The organism is Moorena sp. SIO4E2, assembly GCF_010671945.1.
Classification (GTDB): domain Bacteria; phylum Cyanobacteriota; class Cyanobacteriia; order Cyanobacteriales; family Coleofasciculaceae; genus Moorena; species Moorena producens.
This window is the reverse complement of the sequence record NZ_JAAHIE010000674.1, coordinates 1-3,402: the sequence shown is the minus strand read 5'-3', so window position 1 is coordinate 3,402 and position 3,402 is coordinate 1. Positions and strand designations below refer to the sequence as shown.

General features: G+C 38.9%; 4 protein-coding genes. 3 read left to right on the top strand and 1 reads right to left on the bottom strand.

Features of this window, described 5'->3' with window-relative positions:
• The coding region (locus F6K37_RS35210) for a serine/threonine protein kinase (protein WP_287255498.1) at window positions 1-664 on the bottom strand (664 nt) is incomplete at its 3' end.
• A 442-nt stretch (window positions 665-1,106) separates the two neighbouring features.
• On the opposite strand from F6K37_RS35210, the gene F6K37_RS35205 reads away from it, so the two are divergent.
• From F6K37_RS35205 to F6K37_RS35195, 3 genes are all read left to right on the top strand, one after another.
• On the top strand, window positions 1,107-2,138 hold the full coding sequence (locus tag F6K37_RS35205; protein WP_008183552.1) for a COP23 domain-containing protein: 1,032 nt from the start codon (window positions 1,107-1,109) through the stop codon (window positions 2,136-2,138).
• A gap of 21 nt (window positions 2,139-2,159) precedes the next feature.
• The gene (locus tag F6K37_RS35200; RefSeq protein ID WP_008187926.1) at window positions 2,160-2,822 is read left to right on the top strand and encodes a COP23 domain-containing protein; all 663 of its coding nucleotides are present in this window, start codon (window positions 2,160-2,162) and stop codon (window positions 2,820-2,822) included.
• A 21-nt stretch (window positions 2,823-2,843) separates the two neighbouring features.
• Window positions 2,844-3,402 (top strand): COP23 domain-containing protein (locus F6K37_RS35195; RefSeq protein WP_287255496.1); only part of this gene is annotated, 559 nt, incomplete at its 3' end.

Genomic DNA, 3,402 nt, shown 5'->3' with positions numbered 1-3,402 from the left:
CATCCCATTGTAGGGTGTTGGGCAGTTCTCCTGTAAGTGCTTGGATTCCAATCATTCCCACTGCGTATATATCACTACTGAGGTTAGGATAACCCTTGGCTTGTTCAGGAGCCATGTAGCCTGGTGTGCCAATCCTAACAGTCGGTGCTGTAGGCTGGTTATCAGGTTGCAACTTTTTTACGGCTCCAAAGTCAATCAGAACCACTTTGCCATCTTGCTTACGTCTCATTAAGTTAGACGGTTTAATGTCGCGGTGGATAAGGTTATGCTGTTGAATAACTTCTAATGCCTGTAAAATTTGTTGTAAAAGCTCTATAACTAATGTTTCACTAAACGTTTGCCCTCTCTCCAATTCTTGGCTTAGATCATGTCCTTGAATATATTCCTGAACTAAGTAGCGCTGACCGTTTTCTTCTAAATAAGCCATTATTTGCGGAATTAGGTCATTTTTGGCTAATTCTTGCAAAGTTTTTGCTTCTTCTTCAAATAATCGTTTGGCTATCTCCCACTCAGAGGCGTCGGTAGTCTCAGGCTTCAATTGTTTAACTACACAGTCGGGAGAGCCCAGTAAATGTTGGTCTTCTGCTAACCATGTCTGACCGTATGTACCTTCGCCAAGTTTGTCGATAATGTGATAGCGTCCGCCTATCGTTTTTCCTAACATCAAATCCACCCTATGTAAGTCTTGGTGTATTGATTTAGAGGCTATGAGCCGAGATTTCCGGAAGTATGTCAGTTTTGGATATACCTATTCAGGTAGGTTTGGCTGTAGCTTGCTTGGCCATAAGCGGTACGAAACCTAAAACCCAACATTGATCCAGGTGCTGGGTTACTCTTCGAGAAGGCTGACGCTCCTTAGGTCGCGATCGCTTGGCGTCACACCTACGTTCCAAAAGCCCAGCCCACAAAGCTGATCTGCTCCCAGGTTGCCTCTATATCCCCTAAAACAACCTTACTAACTCTTTAATTTAAAAGTAAGTGAGCCTCTAAAAAGTAAAGAATTGTAAACTTTAGTTGCCGCTGATTCCACTCTAACTATATTATTAGTCGCGAAGGTTGACGAAAGCTTTAGGTTAAACCCTTGTAAAATTTTCGGATATCTGCTCATGAAGAGCAACTTGTTCCATAGGATTACTACCGCTGCCATTACCGGAATTTCTCTTTTGGGCTTTGGGAAGACAGTTTGGGCAATTCAGGAGTTGCAATCTACTGAACCTGTTTGGGGAAGAATTAGCTTCACTGACACGCCCACTTGTCACTTAACTCAAGAAGCAATCTGTAATGAGTATCATTTCAAAACAATCTCAGGCTACGACATAGAATTAGAGGCGATTCCTGTTGCGGATTCTGGGGTGAATTTGAAGTTATATGTAGTTGATCCCAATGACAGGTTGCTGAAATCGATTGATCAGGAGGGAGTAGGAGAGCGAGAAAAATTTAAGGATGATAATACGGCTGAAACAGGAAGTTGGATAATCTTTGTGTCTTCAGTTGATAACAGCCAAGGATACTATCGAGTTGTTCTCAAGCTAACTGATAGCAATGGTAGAGTTATTCTACCGAATTATCCATCCTCTGAAGGTGTTGTTGTCAGTCATCAAAGAACTATTCCAGAAGTAAAATTTGAATGCAAATTTGATTACAATCAACAAGAATATGCAACTATTGCTGTTGGACTAAGAACTGGAAAAAGAGTCCCCCCAATAATGATTTGGAGGACTAGAGAATTTGGTGGGTGGACAGCAAAAAGACGATGTGAGTATGTAACTCAAAAATTAAACTATCGGTATGCTCAGAATGGCTATTACCTGAAGGGACTAGGTGTAACCCATGGCGTAATAGGTAGCTATGATCTAGTTTGTCTAGACTATTATCGCGTATCGTGTAATAGTACAAACCAATTGTTTACTCTTCCTTTTGGTAGGAATGTAGACGATTATACGAAACAACTTGAGTCTATTATCACGGACTTAGAAGGTAAGTCGAAAGTTTCCCCTATAGAGAATGGCCGCAGTCGAACCACAAAGTGGATTCCCCTTGCTCCTATAGAAGATTACTTAGAGGAAGATTCTAGCAATATACCTTCAAGACTTAAGCGTCCAGAACCTGAGCTACCAGTATGTGGTGAGTTTTGTTAATTTTAAAAGGAGAAGTATAGCATGAATTTAAAATTTATTGCAAAATACTTAGGAGCAGGTTTGGCTTGTTCTAGCTTCATTATAACAACTGGTCAATCTGTTACTGGTCAAAACTTATTAGCTCGAAGAACTGCTCCACAAATGGAATTTCGATGTGAATATGATGACGACGAACAAAAATATGTAACTACTGCTTTTGGACTAATAACTGGAAAAAAAGTACCACCAATAATTATTTGGAGGACTACAGAATTTGGTGAGTTGACACCAAAACAACGATGTGAGCATGTAACTCAAAAATTAAACTATCAGTATGCTCAGAATGGCTATTACCTGAAGGGACTAGGTGTAACCCATGGAGAAGTAGGTATTGAGCCTTATAAGATTAAGATAATTTGTCTAGCCCCTCATGGATTTGTTTGTAATAGGAAAAATCACTTGTTTAATGTTCCTTCTTCTGCTAAGAACCCAGAGGATTATATGGAACAAATAAATGTTGCGATCAGGAACTTAGGAGGTGAATCGGAGTCTAGGGCTATATACAATACCGGAGGAGAAACAAGAATGTGGATTCCCCTTGTTTATATAGAATATTATTTGGAAAAAGAAGAAGATTATAACAATAAACCTTCAAGACCTGAGCGTCCAGAACCTGAGCTACCAGTATGTGGTGAGTTTTGTTAATTTTAAAAGGATAAGTATAGCATGAATTTAAAATTTATTGCAAAATACTTAGGAGCAGGTTTGGCTTGTTCTAGCTTTATTCTAACAACTGGTCAATCTGTTACTGGTCAAAACTTATTAGCTCGAAGAACTGCTGCACAAATGGAATTTCGATGTGAATTTGATTCCAACAGACAAGCATATACAACTACTGCTGTTGGACTAAGAACTGGAAAAAAAGTCCCACCAATAATTATTTGGAGGACTACAGAATTTACTGGGTGGACACCAAAAGAACGATGTGAGCATGTAACTAAAAAATTAAACGATCGGTATAAAGATAATGGCTATTACCTGAAGGGACTAGGTGTAACCCATGGAAAAGTAGGTGAAAATGAAAATGAAAATGAAAATAATATTAATATTAATAGAATTTGTCTAGCCCCTTATGGATTAGTTTGTAATAGGAAAAACCACTTGTTTAATGTTCCTTATGGTAAGAACCCAGAGGATTATATGGAACAAATAAATGTTGCGATCAGTAACTTAGGAGGTGAATCGAAGTTTAACCCTGTATTATATACAGGGTTAAACTTCGATA